At 37.5% G+C, this 20043-nt stretch carries 14 protein-coding genes and 5 tRNA genes; 18 read left to right on the forward strand and 1 reads right to left on the reverse strand.

Going from position 1 to position 20043, the window contains the following annotated elements; genetic code table 11:
• Window positions 1–9 precede the first annotated feature (9 nt).
• The 16 genes from hpf to ACH3PA_RS12315 all read left to right on the forward strand — a co-directional run bounded on the left by hpf (window position 10) and on the right by ACH3PA_RS12315 (window position 14231).
• A complete protein-coding gene (hpf, locus tag ACH3PA_RS12240) occupies window positions 10–312 on the forward strand; it encodes a ribosome hibernation-promoting factor, HPF/YfiA family (RefSeq protein ID WP_416443805.1) in 303 nt (100 codons plus the stop codon).
• Between the two features lie 98 nt (window positions 313–410).
• Window positions 411–484: transfer RNA gene (locus tag ACH3PA_RS12245), tRNA-Thr, on the forward strand.
• Between the two features lie 62 nt (window positions 485–546).
• A tRNA-Tyr gene (locus ACH3PA_RS12250) sits at window positions 547–629 on the forward strand.
• Between the two features lie 69 nt (window positions 630–698).
• Window positions 699–771 (forward strand) — tRNA-Gly (locus ACH3PA_RS12255).
• Between the two features lie 123 nt (window positions 772–894).
• Window positions 895–966 (forward strand) — tRNA-Thr (locus ACH3PA_RS12260).
• A gap of 137 nt (window positions 967–1103) precedes the next feature.
• On the forward strand, window positions 1104–2291 hold the full coding sequence (gene tuf / locus ACH3PA_RS12265) for an elongation factor Tu (RefSeq protein WP_416443803.1): 1188 nt from the start codon (window positions 1104–1106) through the stop codon (window positions 2289–2291).
• A gap of 61 nt (window positions 2292–2352) precedes the next feature.
• Window positions 2353–2425 (forward strand) — tRNA-Trp (locus ACH3PA_RS12270).
• A 79-nt stretch (window positions 2426–2504) separates the two neighbouring features.
• Window positions 2505–2702, forward strand: coding sequence for a preprotein translocase subunit SecE (gene secE / locus ACH3PA_RS12275; RefSeq protein WP_416443801.1), 198 nt, complete (start codon window positions 2505–2507; stop codon window positions 2700–2702).
• Window positions 2703–2712: 10 nt separating this feature from the next.
• Window positions 2713–3267, forward strand: coding sequence for a transcription termination/antitermination protein NusG (gene nusG, locus ACH3PA_RS12280; RefSeq protein WP_416443799.1), 555 nt, complete (start codon window positions 2713–2715; stop codon window positions 3265–3267).
• A 71-nt stretch (window positions 3268–3338) separates the two neighbouring features.
• On the forward strand, window positions 3339–3776 hold the full coding sequence (gene rplK, locus ACH3PA_RS12285) for a 50S ribosomal protein L11 (protein WP_416443797.1): 438 nt from the start codon (window positions 3339–3341) through the stop codon (window positions 3774–3776).
• Window positions 3777–3797: 21 nt separating this feature from the next.
• A complete protein-coding gene (gene rplA, locus ACH3PA_RS12290) occupies window positions 3798–4493 on the forward strand; it encodes a 50S ribosomal protein L1 (RefSeq protein ID WP_416443795.1) in 696 nt (231 codons plus the stop codon).
• A gap of 13 nt (window positions 4494–4506) precedes the next feature.
• On the forward strand, window positions 4507–5028 hold the full coding sequence (gene rplJ, locus ACH3PA_RS12295; RefSeq protein WP_416443793.1) for a 50S ribosomal protein L10: 522 nt from the start codon (window positions 4507–4509) through the stop codon (window positions 5026–5028).
• A 58-nt stretch (window positions 5029–5086) separates the two neighbouring features.
• Window positions 5087–5461, forward strand: a complete 375-nt coding sequence (gene rplL, locus ACH3PA_RS12300) for a 50S ribosomal protein L7/L12 (protein WP_416448207.1) — start codon at window positions 5087–5089, stop codon at window positions 5459–5461.
• Between the two features lie 187 nt (window positions 5462–5648).
• Entirely contained in the window at window positions 5649–9461 is a 3813-nt protein-coding gene (rpoB, locus tag ACH3PA_RS12305; RefSeq protein ID WP_416443789.1) for a DNA-directed RNA polymerase subunit beta, read from the forward strand.
• An 86-nt stretch (window positions 9462–9547) separates the two neighbouring features.
• Window positions 9548–13852 carry a DNA-directed RNA polymerase subunit beta' gene (gene rpoC, locus ACH3PA_RS12310; RefSeq protein ID WP_416443787.1) on the forward strand — a complete coding sequence of 1435 codons (4305 nt, stop codon included), beginning with the start codon at window positions 9548–9550 and terminating at the stop codon, window positions 13850–13852.
• A 64-nt stretch (window positions 13853–13916) separates the two neighbouring features.
• Window positions 13917–14231 carry a DUF3467 domain-containing protein gene (locus ACH3PA_RS12315; protein ID WP_416443785.1) on the forward strand — a complete coding sequence of 105 codons (315 nt, stop codon included), beginning with the start codon at window positions 13917–13919 and terminating at the stop codon, window positions 14229–14231.
• A 117-nt stretch (window positions 14232–14348) separates the two neighbouring features.
• On the opposite strand, the gene ACH3PA_RS12320 is transcribed toward ACH3PA_RS12315, so the two are convergent.
• Window positions 14349–15938, reverse strand: a complete 1590-nt coding sequence (locus ACH3PA_RS12320; RefSeq protein ID WP_416443783.1) for a peptide chain release factor 3 — start codon at window positions 15936–15938, stop codon at window positions 14349–14351.
• A 447-nt stretch (window positions 15939–16385) separates the two neighbouring features.
• Between ACH3PA_RS12320 and ACH3PA_RS12325 the strand changes: the two genes are divergently transcribed.
• Both ACH3PA_RS12325 and ACH3PA_RS12330 read left to right on the forward strand, forming a co-directional pair.
• Entirely contained in the window at window positions 16386–16652 is a 267-nt protein-coding gene (locus ACH3PA_RS12325) for a hypothetical protein (RefSeq protein WP_416443781.1), read from the forward strand.
• Window positions 16652–20035, forward strand: a complete 3384-nt coding sequence (locus tag ACH3PA_RS12330; RefSeq protein ID WP_416443779.1) for a DUF11 domain-containing protein — start codon at window positions 16652–16654, stop codon at window positions 20033–20035. Before ACH3PA_RS12325 ends, ACH3PA_RS12330 begins: the two co-directional genes overlap by 1 nt.
• The last annotated feature ends 8 nt before the right edge of the window (window positions 20036–20043 follow it).

Here is a 20043-nt window from a genome sequence, read left to right on the forward strand (position 1 = left end):
TGGCAAACTATGAAAGTAAGTGTGCAAACTCCGAATTTCGATGCAGATCAAAAATTGATCAATTTCATTCAAAAAAAAATGGATAAGCTCGAACAGTATTATGATCGAATTATTTTTGCAGATGTGTTCTTAAAAGTTCAAAACACGAAGAGCAGAGAGAATAAAATAGTCGAAATTTTATTGAGTGTCCCTGGAGATGAGATAATTGTAAAAAAGCTTGCTAAGAGTTTTGAAGAGGGTACAGATAACTGCGCACAGTCACTGGAAAGATGGTTGCTAAAGCGAAAACATAAAATTAGAGCAATTGCCTAAAAAAAAATCGCAAAAAGTTTTGTTAGATATAAAATTATTCTACATTTGCAGTCCGTTAGAAATAGCGGACTTTTTTACGCTCAGTTAGGCGTTTAAAAGCCGATGTAGCTCAGTTGGCTAGAGCACGTGATTTGTAATCTCGGGGTCGGGGGTTCGAGTCCCTTCATCGGCTCAAAATCAAAGCGTTAGAGAATTTCGCTTCGTTTTTTGAAATACTGGAAATACCAATAAAATGGGGAGATACTCAAGCGGCCAACGAGGACAGACTGTAACTCTGTTGTCTTTCGACTTCGCAGGTTCGAATCCTGCTCTCCCCACAAAATTATTTAATGATTAAGCTGATTTTTTAATTTATACTTCATAAATTTGCAGCCTGAAAATTAAAAGCGGGAGTAGCTCAGTTGGTAGAGCGTCAGCCTTCCAAGCTGAATGTCGCCGGTTCGAACCCGGTCTCCCGCTCAACAGAACTTCTTTATTGAAGTTTATAATGAGGCGCAAGCCTTTTCCAAGCCCTTTTAGCTGAGTAGGTCAGCCCGGGCAAAATTTGTAAAACTTCTATAGTGGAAAGATTTTGCACATTAAGCCGACGTAGCTCAGGGGTAGAGCGTTTCCTTGGTAAGGAAGAGGCCACGGGTTCAAATCCCGTCGTTGGCTCAAGAGCAGAATAACTGCTTAGTAAACGGGTGTTTTTTTAACGCTCCGTTTTTTTGCATGCGTAAAAAATCGTAGCATACTCGTTAGCTTAAAAAAATTGAACACTAATAATAACTAAGATTAAAATTATTTAAATCATGGCAAAGGCAACTTTTGATCGTTCCAAACCCCACTTAAATATTGGTACTATAGGACACGTAGATCACGGTAAAACTACCTTGACTGCTGCTATTACTACAGTACTTGCTAATGCAGGTCTTTCTGAATTAAGAAGCTTTGATTCTATTGATAATGCTCCTGAAGAAAAAGAAAGAGGTATTACAATTAACACTTCTCACGTTGAGTACGCAACTGCTAATCGTCACTATGCTCACGTTGACTGTCCAGGTCACGCGGATTATGTGAAGAATATGGTAACTGGTGCTGCTCAAATGGACGGCGCTATTCTTGTTGTTGCTGCTACAGATGGTCCAATGCCACAAACACGTGAGCACATCCTTCTTGGTCGTCAAGTAGGTATTCCTCGTATTGTTGTTTTCATGAACAAAGTGGATATGGTTGATGATGAAGAGCTTCTTGAGCTAGTTGAGATGGAAGTGCGTGATTTATTAAGCTTCTATGAATATGATGGTGATAATGGTCCTGTTGTACAAGGTTCTGCTTTAGGTGCATTGAATGGTGAGCAGCAATGGGTTGATAAAGTTATGGAGCTTATGGAAGCTGTTGATAATTGGATTGAGCTTCCTGCGCGTGATGTTGATAAGCCTTTCCTTATGCCTATAGAAGATGTATTCTCTATTACAGGTCGTGGTACTGTTGCAACTGGTCGTATCGAGACTGGTGTTGCTAACACTGGAGATCCTGTTGAGATCATTGGTATGGGTGCTGGTAAATTAACATCTACTATTACGGGTGTTGAGATGTTCCGTAAGATATTAGATAGAGGTGAAGCTGGTGATAACGTTGGTATCCTACTTCGTGGTATTGAGAAAACTCAAATCACAAGAGGTATGGTAATCACTAAGCCAGGTTCTGTAACTCCACACTCAAGATTCAAAGCTGAGGTTTATATCCTTAAGAAAGAAGAAGGTGGTCGTCACACTCCATTCCACAATAACTACCGTCCTCAGTTCTACGTACGTACAACTGACGTAACTGGAAACATTGCGCTTCCTGATGGTGTTGAGATGGTTATGCCTGGTGATAACTTGACTATTACTGTTGAGTTGATTCAGCCTATCGCTCTTAACCTTGGTCTGCGTTTCGCTATCCGTGAAGGTGGTAGAACAGTAGGTGCAGGTCAGGTGACTGAAATTTTAGACTAAACATTAGTTTATAGATATAAAGACTAAGGCGTTCGTTTTTACGGATGCCTTGGTTTTATAAACGGGTTTAGCTCAGTTGGTAGAGCACTGGTCTCCAAAACCAGGTGTCGGGAGTTCGAGTCTCTCAACCCGTGCATTAAGATACGAGCATTTTAATTCTTAAAATAGTTTGTATGTAAAGGAGTAAATATCCTTTTAAATCAAAAAATAATTATGGCTGGATTAATTAACTACATTCAAGAGTCTTATAACGAACTCAAAAATCATGTAACCTGGACTCCTCTTTCTGAGGCGCAACGTTTAACTGTTGTTGTTGCTGTTTTTGCTATAGTTTTCTCTCTGGCAGTTTGGGGTGTAGATACTGTTTTTAGCAGGGCTATTAAAGCTTATTTTAATCTTGTAGGTGCTTAATAATAACACAATGGCTAAGACAAACAATACCAAAGATTGGTACGTGGTAAGGGCCGTGAGTGGTCAGGAGAATAAAATTAAGGGATATATAGATCAGGAGGTTTCAAGATTTGGCCTTGAAGATTATGTTGAGCAGGTTCTTGTTCCTACTGAAAAAGTTATCCAGATACGCAACGGTAAGAAAGTTAATAAAGAGCGTGTTTATTTTCCTGGTTATATAATGGTTCATGCAAACCTTGGTGGTGAAGTAGCTCACATGATTAAGTCTATTAATGGTGTGATAGGATTTTTAGGAGAAACTAAAGGTGGTGATCCTGTGCCTTTGCGCATGTCTGAGGTTAATCGTATGCTTGGTAAGGTAGATGAGCTTTCTGTTAAGGCAGATAATGTAGCTATACCATTTATTACAGGTGAAACGGTTAAAGTTATCGATGGTCCTTTTAATGGTTTTAATGGAACTGTTGAGAAGATTAATGAAGAGAAGCGTAAGCTGGAGGTTATGGTTAAGATTTTCGGAAGAAAGACGCCTCTTGAGCTTAGTTATATGCAAGTTGAGAAAGTATAAGTGTTACACATATATTAGATATAGTTCTTCTGCTTCCAACTGATAGAACGTATCAAACTAAATTATTTAAAATGGCAAAAGAAGTAAGTAAGGTTGTTAAGTTGCAAGTAAAGGGAGGCGCCGCAAACCCCTCTCCGCCTGTTGGACCAGCTTTAGGTGCTGCCGGTGTTAATATCATGGAGTTTTGTAAGCAGTTTAATGCGAGAACTCAAGATAAGCCTGGTAAAGTACTTCCTGTTGTTATTACTGTTTATGGAGATAAGTCTTTTGACTTTGTGGTAAAAACTCCTCCTGCGGCAGTCCAGTTATTGGAAGCAGCTAAATTAAAAGGTGGTTCTGGAGAGCCTAACCGTAAAAAAGTTGCTAATGTAACATGGGATCAGGTTAGATCTATTGCAGAGGATAAAATGCCAGACCTTAATGCGTTTACTATTGAAAGCGCAATGAAAATGGTTGCTGGTACAGCGAGATCCATGGGAATAACTGTAAAAGGGCAAGCTCCTTTTTAACATCCAAAAAAAGCAATTAAAATGGCAAAAGTAACTAAAAAGCAAAAAGAATCTCGCGCTAAGATTGAGGGTGGAAACACTTATAATCTAGCCGATGCTTCTGCTTTAATAAAAGAAGTAAGCAGCGTAAATTTTGACCCTTCTGTTGACTTAGCTGTACGTCTTAACGTAGATCCACGTAAAGCGAACCAAATGGTTCGTGGAGTGGTGACTCTTCCTCACGGAACTGGTAAAGATGTAAAGGTTCTTGCTCTGGTAACTCCAGATAAAGAAGCTGAAGCGAAAGAAGCAGGTGCAGATTACGTTGGTCTTGATGAATATCTTGAGAAGATCAAAGGTGGGTGGACAGATGTAGACGTAATTGTAACCATGCCTAGCGTTATGGGGAAATTAGGTCCTTTAGGTCGTGTTTTAGGTCCTCGTGGCTTGATGCCTAACCCTAAAACTGGTACAGTAACAATGGACGTGGCTAAAGCCGTTTCTGATGTGAAAGCTGGTAAAATTGATTTCAAGGTAGATAAAACTGGTATTGTACATGCTGCTATAGGTAAGGCGTCTTTTGATGCTGAAAAAATAGCTGCTAACGCCAGAGAATTGATAACGACATTAGTAAAGTTGAAACCTACTGCTGCAAAAGGTGTTTATATTAAGAGCATCTTTATGTCTAGTACTATGAGTCCTAGTGTAGAGGTAGATTCTAAAAGATTTGCTGAGTAGAAAATAGTATATTATGACAAGAGAAGAAAAATCACAGGTAATTGAAGATTTGACTGCGCAGTTGGCTGAAAGTACTAATATCTACTTAACAGATATTTCTGGTTTGAATGCAGATGCTACTTCACGTTTAAGAAGAGCTTGTTTTAAAGCTGGTATACAACTTGCAGTGGTTAAGAATACATTGCTTGCAAAAGCGATGGAAACATCAGAAAAAGATTTTGGAGAATTACCTGAAGTATTGAAAGGTAATACTTCTATCATGCTTTCTGAAGTTGGAAATGCACCAGCAAAGGTTATTAAAGAATTTCGTAAGAAATCTGACAAACCTTTTCTTAAGGGAGCATTCATAGAAGAGGCTATCTACGTTGGTGATGATCAATTAGAGTCTCTGGTTAATATCAAGTCAAGAGAAGAATTGATAGGCGATATCGTAGGTCTTCTACAGTCACCAGCTAAGAACGTTGTTAGCGCTCTTAAATCTGGAGGCGGAACAATTGCTGGTATTATCAAAACCCTTTCGGAAAGAGAAGGTTAATCAAGTACGCACTTTTTAACATATATAATTAGAATAATTTTTTTTAAAACGATAGAAAATGGCAGATTTAAAAGAATTCGCAGAACAGTTAGTTAACTTAACAGTAAAAGAAGTTAATGAGTTAGCTACTATTTTAAAAGATGAGTATGGTATCGAGCCTGCTGCTGCTGCAGTAGCTGTTGCTGGTCCTGCTGGTGGTGGTGATGATGCCGCTGAAGAGCAAACTGAATTTGATGTAATCCTTAAAGCAGCTGGTGCTTCTAAATTAGCGGTTGTAAAACTTGTTAAAGAACTTACCGGAGCTGGTCTTAAAGATGCTAAAGAATTAGTTGATAACGCACCAAGTCCTATTAAAGAAGGTATTGCTAAAGATGAAGCTGAAGCAATTAAATCTCAACTAGAAGAAGCTGGTGCTGAGGTTGAGCTTAAGTAAGCTCACAATATATAAATACAAAGGTTTAGGTCTTCCCAATAATGCGGGATGGGCCTAAACCATTTGTCGTATATGGTGATTACATCATAATTAGGACAATAAATTGAATGCCTTAGGAGTTAAAATTTAGCTTCGAAACCCATATAGGGTTAATAATTTTACTTTAATTAAATTCCGTTCGTTGAAGATGCAAGCAAAACAAGCTGAAAGACTGAATTTCTCATCGGTAAAGAACAGGCCTGAATACCCTGACTTTTTGGATATACAGATCAAATCCTTCCAGGATTTTTTCCAGTTGGAAACCAAGTCTGAAGAAAGAGGAAAAGAAGGACTTTACAACACATTTCTAGAGAACTTCCCAATTACGGATACCCGTAACAATTTTGTACTAGAATTTTTAGATTACTTTGTTGATCCGCCAAGATACTCTATCCAAGAATGTATCGAGCGTGGCCTTACTTATAGTGTACCTTTAAAGGCACGTTTGAAACTATACTGTACTGATGATGAGCATGAAGATTTTGAAACGATCGTTCAGGATGTATATTTAGGTACTATACCTTATATGACGCCTAGCGGAACATTCTGCATCAATGGTGCAGAACGTGTTGTTGTATCTCAGTTACACCGTTCTCCTGGTGTTTTCTTTGGTCAATCTTTTCACGCTAACGGCACAAAATTATATTCTGCCCGTGTAATACCTTTTAAAGGTTCATGGATAGAATTTGCAACCGATATAAACAGCGTAATGTATGCTTATATCGACAGAAAGAAAAAGTTACCTGTAACTACTCTTTTCCGCGCGATTGGTTTTGAGCGTGATAAGGATATATTAGAAATTTTTGACCTAGCAGAGGAAATAAAAGTTTCTAAAACAGGATTAAAAAAATATTTAGGACGAAAGTTAGCTGCACGTGTTTTAAATACATGGCATGAAGATTTTGTAGATGAAGATACTGGTGAGGTTGTTTCTATTGAGCGTAATGAGATCGTTCTAGATCGTGATACGATTTTAGAGAAGGAACACGTTGATGAGATCTTAGATTCTGGTGCAAAAACTATTCTTTTACATAAAGAGGATAATCTGCATGCAGATTATGCTATTATTCACAATACTTTACAAAAGGATCCTACTAACTCTGAAAAAGAAGCAGTAGAGCACATCTATCGTCAATTACGTAATGCTGAACCGCCAGATGAGGAAACTGCTCGTGGTATTATAGATAAATTATTCTTTAGTGATCAACGCTATAATTTAGGTGAAGTTGGTCGTTATAGAATGAACAAGAAACTTGGTCTTGATATTGGTATGGATAAGCAAGTGCTTACCAAAGAAGATATCATAACTATTGTAAAATATTTAATCGAGCTTATCAATTCAAAAGCAGAGATTGATGATATTGATCACCTTTCTAACCGTCGTGTGCGTACGGTAGGTGAGCAATTATCTTCTCAGTTTGGTGTTGGTCTTGCTCGTATGGCTCGTACTATTCGTGAGCGAATGAATGTAAGAGATAACGAGGTGTTTACGCCTATTGATTTGATCAATGCGAAAACTTTATCGTCTGTTATCAATTCATTCTTTGGTACAAACCAGCTTTCTCAGTTTATGGATCAAACCAATCCGTTAGCAGAGATCACGCATAAGCGTCGTCTTTCTGCATTAGGGCCTGGTGGTTTATCAAGAGAAAGAGCAGGGTTTGAGGTGCGTGATGTGCATTATACACATTATGGTCGTCTTTGTCCTATAGAAACTCCGGAAGGACCTAACATTGGTCTTATATCTTCTTTAGCTGTTTATGCTAAAGTAAATGGTATGGGCTTTATTGAAACTCCGTACCGTAAAGTTGTAGATGGTTCTATTGATCTTAAGACAGAACCTCAATATTTAAGTGCAGAGGAAGAAGAGGGTATGTTAATTGCTCAGGCAAACAACCCGATGGATGATAATGGTACGATTGAACCAGAACGTGTAATTGCACGTATGGAAGGTGACTTCCCGGTTGTTGAACCAAATACTGTTCATTACGCCGATGTATCTCCTAACCAGATCGCTTCTATATCTGCATCTTTAATTCCGTTCTTGGAACATGATGATGCAAACCGTGCTTTGATGGGATCTAACATGATGCGTCAGGCAGTACCACTTTTACGCGCAGACTCACCTATCGTAGGTACAGGTCTTGAGCGTCAGGTAGCTTCAGATTCAAGAGTATTGATAAATGCTGAGGGTGATGGTGTTGTTGAGTACGTTGATGCCAACGAGATTACTATTAAGTATGACAGAACAGATGAAGAGCGTTTAGTAAGTTTTGAAAGTGATTCTAAGAATTACAAGCTTATTAAATTCCGTAAAACTAACCAGAGTACTTCTATCAACCTTAAGCCTATTGTTAGCAAAGGTGATCGTGTTAAGAAAGGTCAGGTACTTTGTCAGGGTTATGCAACTGAAAAAGGAGAGCTTGCTCTTGGTAGAAACATGAAAGTAGCTTTCATGCCTTGGAAGGGATATAACTTTGAGGATGCGATTGTAATTTCAGAAAAAGTAGTACGTGATGATATATTCACATCTATTCATGTTGATGAGTATTCATTAGATGTTAGAGATACTAAATTAGGTAATGAAGAATTAACTAATGATATCCCTAACGTTTCTGAAGAAGCAACTCGTGATCTTGATGAGAACGGAATGATTCGTATTGGTGCAGAGGTTAAACCTGGAGACATTCTTATTGGTAAGATAACTCCTAAAGGTGAATCTGATCCTACACCAGAAGAGAAATTATTACGCGCGATCTTTGGTGATAAAGCGGGAGATGTTAAAGATGCATCTTTAAAAGCTTCTCCATCACTTCGTGGTGTGGTTATTGATAAAAAGTTATTCGCGAGAGCGATTAAAGATAAGCGTAAGCGTGCAAAGGATAAGGAAGATATTTCTGCTCTTGAAGCCGATTACGATGTGAAATTTGACGATCTTAAGAATGTTCTTGTTGATAAGTTGTTCCAACTTGTAAATGGCAAGACAGCTCAGGGTGTTAAGAATGATCTAGGAGAAGAGATTTTACCAAAAGGTAAAAAGTTTACTCTTAAAATGCTTAACTCTATAGAAGATTACACACACCTTACACAAGGAACGTGGACTACAGATACTGTTACTAATGAAATGATAGCAGATCTGTTACACAACTACCGTATTAAGGAAAATGATCTTCAGGGTAACTTAAGACGTGAGAAATTTACTATTTCTGTAGGGGATGAGCTTCCTGCTGGTATTATTAAACTGGCTAAAGTTTATGTTGCTAAGAAACGTAAATTAAAAGTAGGTGATAAAATGGCGGGTCGTCACGGTAACAAAGGTATTGTTGCTCGTATTGTTCGTCAGGAAGATATGCCTTTCCTTGAAGATGGAACTCCTGTTGATATCGTGCTTAACCCACTTGGGGTACCATCACGTATGAACATTGGTCAGATCTATGAAACGGTTCTTGGATGGGCTGGTCAAAAATTAGGTCAAAAATATGCAACGCCAATTTTTGACGGGGCTACTCTTGATCAAATTAATGAATTGACAGATTCTGCCGGAATTCCAAGATTTGGTCATACTTATCTTTTTGATGGTGGAACCGGAGAGCGTTTTGATCAACCTGCAACTGTAGGTGTGATTTACATGCTTAAACTGGGGCACATGGTAGACGATAAGATGCACGCGCGTTCTATAGGGCCATACTCATTGATTACTCAGCAACCTTTAGGTGGTAAAGCACAGTTTGGTGGTCAGCGTTTTGGTGAGATGGAAGTTTGGGCACTTGAAGCTTATGGTGCTTCTGCTACTCTTAGAGAGATACTGACGGTAAAATCTGATGATGTTATTGGTAGAGCTAAGACGTATGAGAGCATTGTAAAAGGAGAACCTATGCCAGAACCAGGCTTGCCAGAATCATTCAATGTATTGATGCACGAGCTTAAAGGACTAGGACTAGACATTCGTCTGGAGGAATAGATACAAATTAGGCTACGTTTTTTCGGAAACGTAGCTTTATAAGGTATCAATGATGTTAAAACGATTAATTTTCGACATAAGGTATTATGGCAAGAAATAATGATAAGAATGCAACAGTAACGAGATTTAATAAGATCTCTATTGGTCTTGCGTCTCCTGAAGCGATTTTGGCTGAATCGCGTGGTGAGGTGTTGAAGCCTGAAACTATAAATTATCGTACACACAAACCTGAACGTGATGGTTTGTTTTGCGAGCGTATTTTTGGTCCTGTGAAGGATTATGAGTGTGCTTGTGGTAAGTACAAAAGAATACGTTACAAAGGGATCGTTTGTGATCGTTGTGGGGTAGAGGTAACTGAAAAGAAAGTACGTAGAGATCGCGTTGGGCACATCAATCTTGTTGTTCCTGTTGCGCATATCTGGTATTTTAGAAGTTTACCAAATAAAATAGGCTATTTACTAGGTCTTCCTTCCAAGAAATTGGATATGATCATTTATTATGAGCGTTACGTAGTTATACAAGCCGGTATCGCCAAAAATGAAGAAGGAGAAGATCTTCAAAAAATGGATTTCCTTACAGAAGAGGAGTATTTAAATGTACTTGACACGCTTCCGCAGGAAAACATGTATTTAGATGACAGTGATCCCAATAAGTTTATTGCTAAAATGGGAGCTGAATGTTTGATTGAATTATTAAGAAGAATTAATCTTAATGAACTTTCTTACGATCTAAGACACAAAGCAAATAACGAAACTTCTAAGCAACGTAAAACTGAAGCTTTAAAACGTCTTCAGGTTGTTGAGGCTTTACGTGATGCTAATAAAAATCGCGAGAACCTTCCTGAGTGGATGATCATGAAAGTGGTTCCTGTAATTCCACCAGAATTACGACCATTAGTGCCATTAGATGGAGGTCGTTTCGCAACTTCAGATTTAAATGATCTTTATCGCCGTGTTATTATTCGTAATAACCGCCTTAAACGTTTAATGGAAATTAAAGCACCAGAAGTTATCTTACGTAATGAAAAACGTATGCTTCAGGAAGCAGTAGATTCATTATTCGATAATACGCGTAAGTCATCTGCTGTTAAAACAGATTCTAACAGACCTTTAAAGTCTCTTTCAGATTCATTAAAAGGTAAGCAAGGTCGTTTTCGTCAAAACTTACTTGGTAAGCGTGTAGATTATTCAGCTCGTTCTGTAATTGTTGTAGGACCAGAATTAAAACTCTACGAGTGTGGGCTTCCGAAGGATATGGCAGCTGAGCTTTACAAGCCTTTTGTAATTAGAAAATTAATTGAAAGAGGTATCGTAAAAACGGTTAAATCTGCTAAAAAGATTATAGATAAAAAAGAGCCCGTGGTTTGGGATATTCTGGAAAATGTTCTTAAAGGACATCCAGTACTTCTTAACCGTGCTCCTACGCTTCACAGATTGGGTATACAGGCATTTCAGCCTAAACTTATTGAAGGTAAAGCGATACAACTTCACCCATTAGTTTGTACGGCATTCAACGCCGATTTTGATGGTGATCAAATGGCAGTACACTTGCCTCTTGGTCCTGAAGCTATTCTTGAATGTCAGTTATTGATGCTTGCATCTAACAACATACTAAACCCTGCTAACGGTGCTCCTATTACTGTACCTTCTCAGGATATGGTACTTGGTCTTTATTATATGACTAAGGAGCGTAAGTCTACTGCAGATTATAAAGTAAGAGGTGAGGGTATAACTTTCTATAGCCCTGAAGAAGTTGTAATTGCTTACAACCAGAAGATTGTAGAGATTAATGCCAGTATTAAAATACGTACCAAAGACTTTAATGAAGAAGGACAACTTGTTACAAAAATCATAGACTCTACTGTAGGTCGTGTATTATTTAATGAGGCTGTACCAGAAGAAGCTGGTTATATCAATGAAGTATTGACTAAAAAGTCTTTACGTGATGTAATTGCGGGTATATTAAAAATGACTAGCGTACCTCGTACTGCAGAATTCTTAGATGATATTAAAACTCTGGGATACAATTTTGCATTCCGTGGGGGTCTTTCTTTCTCTTTAGGTGATATTATTATTCCTGAAGAAAAGCAGACTATGATAGAAGAGGCAAATACTCAAGTTGATGGTATTATGTCTAGCTATAACATGGGTCTTATAACAAATACAGAACGTTACAATCAGGTGATTGATGTATGGACTTCAACCAATGCTACTCTTACAGAGTTAGCAATGAAGAATATTCGTGAAGATCAACAAGGTTTTAACTCAGTGTATATGATGCTTGACTCTGGTGCAAGGGGTTCTAAAGAACAAATTCGCCAGTTAACAGGTATGCGTGGTTTGATGGCTAAGCCTAAAAAATCAAATGACGGTGGTGGGGCAATTATTGAAAACCCGATTCTTTCTAACTTTAAGGAAGGTCTTTCAATTCTTGAATACTTTATCTCTACTCACGGTGCACGTAAAGGTCTTGCAGATACCGCTTTAAAAACGGCAGATGCGGGTTACTTAACACGTCGTCTTGTTGATGTATCGCAAGATGTTATTGTAAACAGTGAAGACTGTGATACTTTAAGAGGTGTTGAAGTTTCTGCTTTAAAGAAAAATGAGGAGATCGTTGAAACATTAGAAGCACGTATTATTGGTCGTATTTCTTTAAATGATGTTGTTAATCCGCTTAACAGTGAAGTTATTGTTAGAGCTGGTGAAGAGATCACTGAAGAATTAGGACGTCTTATTACTGAAGCTCCTATAGAATCTGTAGAAGTAAGATCACCTTTAACCTGTGAGGCTAAAAAAGGTATCTGTGCCAAATGTTATGGTCGTAACCTTGCTACCAATAAAATGGTACAAAGAGGTGAAGCTGTAGGTGTAGTTGCTGCTCAGTCAATTGGTGAGCCGGGAACACAGCTTACATTGCGTACTTTCCACGTAGGTGGTATTGCAGGTAACATTTCTGAAGAAAATAAAGTAATTGCCAAATTTGGCGGTAGACTAGAAATAGAAGATCTTAAGACAGTAGAAGGAGAAGACAACGAAGGTAACCCTGCCCAAATTGTAATCTCTCGTACTTCTGAAGCTCGTATCGTAGATGCTAAAACTGGTATTCTGTTAAGTACAAATAATATTCCTTACGGTTCACAACTCTTTAAAAGAGAAGGTGAGGTATTAAGTAAGGGAGATGTTGTTTGCCAATGGGATCCATATAACGGTGTAATTATCTCTGAATTTGCAGGTAAGATTAAATATGAAAATATTGAGCAAGGTCTTACTTATCAGGTAGAAACCGATGAACAAACAGGTTTCCAGGAGAAAGTTATATCAGAATCTCGTAACAAACGTATGATACCAACCTTACATATTTTAGGTAAGAAAGGTGAGATCATTCGTTCATACAACCTACCTGTAGGTGCCCACTTGATCGTTGATAATGAGGATAAAATTAAAATCGGTAAGATTTTAGTAAAAATCCCTCGTAAATCAGCAAAAGCGGGTGATATTACCGGTGGTCTTCCTCGTGTGACTGAATTATTTGAAGCTCGTAATCCTTCTAATCCTGCTGTAGTAAGTGAGATTGATGGTGTGGTTTCTTTTGGTAAAATAAAGCGTGGTAACCGTGAGATAATCGTTGAGTCTAAACTTGGTGAGGTTAAGAAATATCTAGTTAAACTTTCTAACCAGATCCTTGTTCAGGAAAATGACTTTGTGCGTGCAGGTATGCCACTTTCTGATGGTTCTGTAACTCCGGAAGATATCCTTTCTATAAAAGGTCCTTCTGCAGTACAACAGTATCTTGTTAACGAAGTGCAGGAAGTATATAGACTGCAGGGTGTGAAAATTAATGATAAGCACTTTGAAGTTGTTGTACGTCAAATGATGCGTAAAGTAAGAATTAACGATCCGGGTGATACTATCTTCTTAGAAAACCAACTTGTACATAAAGATGATTTCATCACAGAAAATGATGAGATATTCGGAATGAAAGTGGTTGAAGAAGCTGGGGATTCTGCAACTTTAAAACCAGGACAGATTATTTCACCACGTGATCTGCGTGATGAGAATTCAATCCTGCGTAGAGAAGATAAGAATCTGGTTACAGCAAGAGATGTTGTTCCTGCTACTGCTACGCCAGTATTGCAAGGTATAACACGTGCTTCGCTACAGACTAAATCATTTATCTCTGCAGCATCGTTCCAGGAAACTACTAAAGTACTTAATGAAGCTGCTGTAAGTGGTAAAATTGATGACTTAGAAGGTTTAAAGGAAAATGTTATAGTAGGGCATAGAATTCCTGCTGGTACTGGTTTACGCGCTTATGAAAACATTATCGTAGGCAGTAAAGAAGAACTGGAAGAATTAAATGCAGCTCGCGAAGAGGTTAATTTTAATTAATAAATAATATTAGCACCGACTCATTTATAGGGGTCGGTGTTTTTATTTTATAGATATTTTAGAAATGGCAGAGGATAATAAACCTAATAATGCCCAAATAAATATAGAACTTGATGAAGAGGTCGCTCAGGGGCAGTATTCTAACCTGGCGATCATAAATCATTCTGTTTCTGAATTTGTTGTAGATTTTATAAATATAATGCCGGGAACGCCTAAAAGTAAGGTTAAGTCTCGCATTATATTAACTCCTCAGCATGCCAAACGCTTGTCAAAGGCTTTGCAAGAAAATATAAAGCGTTTTGAAAAAGCTCATGGCGAAATTAAAGACTATGAAAAGCAACCTATACCGCTCAATTTTGGGCCTACGGGACAAGCATAAAATAAAAAACCTCGAGATTTAATCTCGAGGTTTTTTTATATCCTATATTGAAAAATCAGCTTCAAAATAAACGATTTTTAGCCTCACAAGTCGATTTTAGGACGATTTAATGAGGTTTTACTTATATTCTGATACAAAGTGCATAATTACATTAGGATATTTTTGCTGAGTCATTTGCAGCGTAAATGGTGAATCTGCAAGAAATACGAGTTGGCCTCGCTTATCTTTAGCCATAAATCGCTGTTTTACGCGTAAAAACTCCTTAAACTCCTCACTTTTCGCATTTTTAGGTTCAACCCAGCAAGCTTTATGTACATTTAAGGGTTCGTACGTACATTTCGCCCCGTATTCATGCTCAAGACGGTATTGTATAACTTCATATTGTAAAGCTCCTACAGTTCCTATAACTTTTCTTCCATTAAGTTCGAGAGTAAATAACTGGGCAACACCTTCATCCATTAATTGATCAATGCCCTTCTCTAATTGTTTAGATTTCATGGGATCTGCATTGTTGATATACCTAAAATGCTCTGGGGAAAAGGCAGGTATACCTTTGTAATGAATTATTTCTCCTTCTGTAAGTGTATCACCTATTTTAAAGTTTCCGGTATCATGTAAGCCTACAATATCACCGGGATAAGATATGTCTACTATTTCTTTTCGCTCTGCGAAAAATGCATTGGGACTAGAGAATTTAAGTTTTTTACCATTTCTCACATGAAGATAAGGAGTATTACGCTCAAATACGCCCGAAACAATCTTGACAAAAGCCAGGCGGTCTCTGTGTTTAGGATCCATATTGGCATGTATCTTAAAAACGAAGCCACTAAATTCTTTTTCATCAGGGTTAATAATGCGCTCTTCACTCTGTTTAGGGCGGGGTGGGGGAGCTATTTCTACAAAGCAATCAAGTAATTCTCGTACCCCAAAATTGTTCAATGCTGAACCAAAAAAGACTGGTTGTTGTTCTGCTTTTAAATACGCCTCACGGTCAAAATCAGGATATACACCCTCTATTAATTCTAACTCTTCTCTAAGTGTATCAGCAGACTGATTTCCTATGAGGTTGTCTAATTTCTCATCAGCTAGATCTTTAATTTCTATAGTTTCTTCAATATTTTTTCTACTATCGCCACTAAAGAGGTTGATATTTTTTTCCCATATATTGTAAATACCTTTAAAATCATATCCCATACCAATTGGGAAACTCAAAGGTGTAACGGTCAGGTTTAATTTTTGCTCAATTTCGTCAAGAAGTTCAAACGCATCTTTACCTTCTCGATCCATTTTATTGACAAAAACAAGCATGGGAATTTTACGCATCCTACAAACTTCAACAAGTTTTTCAGTTTGCTCTTCTACACCTTTTGCCACGTCAATTACTACTATAACACTGTCTACAGCTGTAAGGGTTCTAAAGGTATCTTCAGCAAAATCCTTGTGCCCTGGCGTATCTAGAATATTTATTTTAATACCTTGATAATCAAAGGCTAAAACAGATGTTGCTACAGAAATACCTCGCTGTCTTTCAATTTCCATAAAGTCACTTGTAGCGCCTTTTTTAATCTTATTAGACTTTACAGCACCGGCTTCTTGTATAGCTCCACCAAAGAGAAGGAGCTTCTCAGTTAGTGTAGTTTTACCGGCATCCGGGTGAGAAATAATTCCAAAAGTACGTCTGCGGTTAATCTCTTTTTTAAGGCTCATCAAGCTTATTTTTTGAAGCTGCAAATATACATTATAACTCAGGTTTTTAAATATCAAATTGGATGCAATTATAACGGCTTTTTAAGCCTTTTGTCGTAGTGCTAACGTTTATAACTTGTTAATTTTAAAAATTTTATCAAAATTTTATGTATTTAATCGATTATTTTATTACGTTTGTCTAATAATAATAAACGTATAACACCCCAACTTATGCTTTACAGTACTTTTACTTCGCCCAACTTAAGTGACTCTATGTCAAAAACTCAACATGATCATCTCGATCATTTTGTTTGTTTGATTCAATAATCTCATAGAGTTATTTAGGTATATTATGGGATTTTTACTTTCCGGCAAAAACTTTGCTTAAAGAGAACTTGACGTTTTTTTTGCATTCTATACTTAAATATTATTACCGATTTAATTATTGGAAAAATATTACTGTAAAGGATGGCAAAAACTATTACTCGACAATTTAGCGACATTCCGTTTAGATTTCAATTAACAGATTTCTTATTGAGCGTATTAATGTTCTGTAAGGAGTTTAGAGTTATCGCTGTGTCTAGACACCTTTCTTCAGTATTTATTTCTCGTAATAAAGTCGCAGAGAATTCATTTTCAAAAATTAAACATCTCATATTCCTTCCGCGTATCTATCAATACGCGATGAAGTATAGTAATTATACGTTAAAAGGATATTTTTTAGCTCTTCAATAATGGAAAGATCTAACATTTCAGAAACAAGTAGTTTCGCGGCAGCTTCAAATTGCAGAATGATGAACTTATTTATAATAAAATCTTTGGCTAAGGTAAAAGGTGCTTTAATAGCATTACTTCTATTTTGTGCAGTTGCTTCTTATGGCCAGTCTGGATCCTGTACTATTTCTGGACCAACCTTAGAGACATATTACATTCCTGTAATGACTATTCCAGATGGTGGTGTGCTGTGTTATAACACCCTGGGTTATCAGGATAACTTTACAATAGGCAGATTAATTGTAGGCAAGAATAGTAAATTATATGTAGGGCCCGATTTTCGTCTTATGATAGATGATATTTCCACTATAGCCGGTAATGACTTTGAGATAGAAGTTGATGGTACTTTGCAATTTAAAACTACACCACCTGATTTTAAGGCAAACCTGTCTCTTCTCGTTAATGAAAATGGGATGGTGTCTTCTGGTGATGGACTTAACAATATTAAATTTAGTGGAAACGGATCTAACAATATTACAAACTACGGCCAGATCACAGCAAGTGTGGTAACCTTTCAGGGATCCTCTTCAACAAACGTTATTGAGAATTCTGGATTTTTTAATATAGGTAGTAATCTTAATCTGGAAAATACAACAACACAGATAAGAAATACAGGTGACCTGCATATTGGGCAAAGTTTTAATGGGAATAGTAAAAGTAGCTACGTTAACTGTGGTTATATAGAAACAGGAACATCTTTTAACCTACAGGGAGGTCTTGTAGTAAATACGGGAATATTTAACTCTTTGGCAGGAAGTATTGACTTTGGCAGTAATACTGCGCGTTTTGAAAACTATGGTGAAGTAAATGTCATTGGTATTAATCTTGGCGGAAATGGCAGTAGTATTTATAATCAGGGAGTTTTTACATTAATCGGCAAATTTCAGAACAATGGTAATTTTGAAGGTCCGGCCGAAGCTGGCTTTTTAGGTTATTTTAAAGTAGGTGAAACGGGTGCCGTTAATAGCGGGACTGTAGGTCCTAATCTAACTTTTGAGAATACAAACATAAACGGTAAGTCAAAAAACACAGATATATTTGGTACAAATGCTAATAGTTTAACCTATTTAGCAGGTGTTGCTTATAGCTGCGAAAAGAACGGAAAATGTGCTGCTCCGCCGGTTTCCTCAGGAGTTAGTTGTCCACTTCTTGATGGGAGTTTTATTTCGTGTTCAATTACAGATGTTTCTTTATCGAATATAGAATGTAGTAATAACGGGACTACAGGTACTTCTTCTGATGATACTTTTTACTTTTCGTTAAATCCGAAGGGTGAAAACTTAAGTGAAACTTATTCTGTCTCTGGAGATGTGGTGAGAAATAATATTCCTTATGGCACTCGTACAGTATTTGGGCCGTATCCTATTATTGATAATACGATGTACATTACCGTTACAGATGCTTCTGGTTCATGTGTGATGGAAAATATTGCAATAACACCTCCTGGTACATGTTCTTACCCTGAATCTACTATAGATACAGATGGTGATGGGGTTTACAATGATGTAGATCTCGATATTGACGGGGATGGTATTCCCAATGATAAAGAGCTTGAAGATTGTGATACAACAGCAAATCTATTTTCTGAGACTTTTGGTTCTGGTAATAATTATGGTCCTGCTTTACCAGCAGGAACTACAACTTATTCTTATAGATCTAATGTTGGTATAAACGATGGGCAATACACAATAGCAAATACACCTTATGCCGGTAAAACCGATTGGCAGGATATGACAGATCATACACCTGGTGATACTAATGGGTATATGATGGTTGTAAATGCAAGTTATGATCCTGGTGAATTTTATAGGGTTTCTGTGCCTGTTGAGCCTAATACATATTACAAATTCTCGGCGTGGCTCGTAGTTGTAAATACTCAAAAAACTATCGATGATATTTGCGGACCAAGTATGATACTCGCTGATGTGAAATTTCAGGTAGAAGATCAGTCTGGAGTTTTAGGTACTACTTCTACCGGAGAGATTCCTTTTTCAGATCCTGCTAACTGGAATCAGTTTGTATTTACCTTTAGAACTGCACCAACAGATTCGTCTATAGATATTGTTCTTATTAACAATGCTCCAGGAGGTTGTGGTAATGACCTTGCGATTGATGATATACAACTTGTTCCTCTGTGTGATTCTGATGGGGATGGTGTATTGAATCATTATGATCTTGATTCTGATAATGATGGAATTTATGACATTATTGAAGCAGGTGGTGTTGATAATGATAACAATGGTATTGGTGATGATTATAATGATAAGAATGACAATGGTCTAAGTGATGTTTATGATCCATATTGTATTGGTTCTGCAACGATCACTGGTTTTGCCACTTCAATATATTCTAATTCTGATGTAACTAATCCGGCTAATGCAATAGGTGCATTTAATAATTCTTATGCCAGATTAAATAACGCAAATGACTTTATGGTTCTCGAGATGGACGGAGTAATTCCTGCCGGAACCAATATTGTAATTAGATATAATGAGTTTGTTGATGTAAGTGGTGGTAACACAATTAGAGTAGAACAAAGCATCAACGGTTCAGACTTTTTCAATTCACAGAGTTTCAGCGCTAATTCTACTGCACCTGTAAATAGTAGCTATTTACTATCAAAAAACGCTAAATACATCAAAATATCGAAAAACGGGAGTACAAATTCCGATCCGGGGATTGATGCTCTTAGCTATTCATATACAGATCCCTGCGCGGGAATTGTAGGTGAAGCACTACCTGTGCCAGATACAGATGGTGACGGACTTTACGATTATCTAGATCTTGATAGTGATGATGATGGCTGTAGTGATGCCAATGAAGCTTACCAGAACGGAAGCGCAGATGGTAATGTTTCTGGTATGGATGATATGCGCTACGGTACTTCTCCTGTGTTTCAGGATCCTGATGGTAGTGTAAGTAGTGCTTCTTATCCGGGTACTTTACCTGCGGTAACAGATGCAAATTCTTATGCTACTTGTTTATCAGATCTGGAGTTGGTTAAAAGTGTAGATAATGCTAATCCTACGGTAGGTGATTTAATTTTCTTCTCTGTGACGATTAAAAATGTGGGCCCAAGTGCCACAGGCCAAATACAGGCAAGAGATATGCTGCCACAGGGCTTGGCATTCAATTCTATCAATTCAAGAATACCCAGAGGTACGTCTTACGATTCTGCAACGGGCGTATGGGATTTAAAAAACACAGTGCTAATCAAAGGCACGAGTTTAACACTGAGGATAGCAGCAGACGTTGAACCGGGCTGCGGGGAAATAACAAATTTCGCAGAAATAATCCGAAGCTCTAAGGTTGATCCGGATTCTACACCCAACAATGGTAAATAAGTATAACA

The organism is Leeuwenhoekiella sp. A2 (assembly GCF_047946655.1).
In the GTDB taxonomy this organism is placed as follows: Bacteria; Bacteroidota; Bacteroidia; order Flavobacteriales; family Flavobacteriaceae; genus Leeuwenhoekiella.